Annotated in this window: 1 protein-coding gene; it reads right to left on the bottom strand. The window is 57.3% G+C overall.

What is annotated here, in order from left to right; translation table 11 throughout:
- Positions 1–770 (bottom strand): extracellular solute-binding protein (locus tag EN781_RS33385; protein WP_127400773.1); only part of this gene is annotated, 770 nt, incomplete at its 3' end.
- Positions 771–862 lie beyond the last annotated feature (92 nt).

The raw sequence follows: 862 nt of genomic DNA, 5'->3' as shown, positions 1-862 counted from the left end.
ACCACATTGTCACTCCACAGGCCAAAGCCTTCCTTCGGATAATTGTAATGGATGGCGGGATTCGCCAGCCGCTGGCGCAGCGCCGAACCGTTCCAGTCGCTGGTTGCCTTGAAGTCGCCGGCGCCCATCTTCTCGATGGTGTTGTATTCCATCGCGATCCAGTTGGGCTTGGCCGCGACAAGCGTGTCGCGCACCTTCTTCAGCAGCTCCTTGTCGGTGCTGCATTGCTTGCCACCGAGATATTTGGTCGCCGCGAACATGACGTCGTTCATTTCGGGTACGACATTGACCTTGCCCTTGAGCTCATCCGGCGTGTTGAAGATAATGCCCCAACTGTCGGCCGGTCCCTTGTAGGCATCGGTGTTGACAACGACTCCGATCGTGCCCCAGGCCCACGGCACCGAATATTTGCGGCCGGGGTCGAATTCGGGATTGGCCCATTCCGGCGCCACATTCTTGAAGTTCTCCATCTTTCCGGGATCGGTCTCAAGCAGGAGACCTTCCTTGATCCAGATCGGAACGTAGGTCTGCGACGGCACCGCAATGTCGAAGCCGGTGCCGCCCTGACGCACCTTGGCCAGCGCAGTGTCGTTCGAATCGTAGTCGGTGATCGTCACCTTGACGTTGTATTTCTGCTCGAACTTCTTGATGACGTCCGGGCTGGTGTAGTTACCCCAATTGTAGATGTTCAGCTCGCCATCGGCGAAGGCGCCGCCTGTCGAGGCGAGCAGCGCCAACCCCATGGCGGTCGCTGTGATCTTCCAGTTCATGGCTGTGCTCCCATTTCTCATGTCTAATCGCGTTTCCTGCTGATGAAGAAAAACAACGTCACGATGGCGACCGACAAAAGCAGGAATACGGT

Origin of the sequence: Mesorhizobium sp. M4A.F.Ca.ET.090.04.2.1 (assembly GCF_003999085.1) — a bacterium.
GTDB lineage: Bacteria > Pseudomonadota > Alphaproteobacteria > Rhizobiales > Rhizobiaceae > Mesorhizobium.
This window is presented reverse-complemented; position numbering and strand designations above follow the sequence as displayed.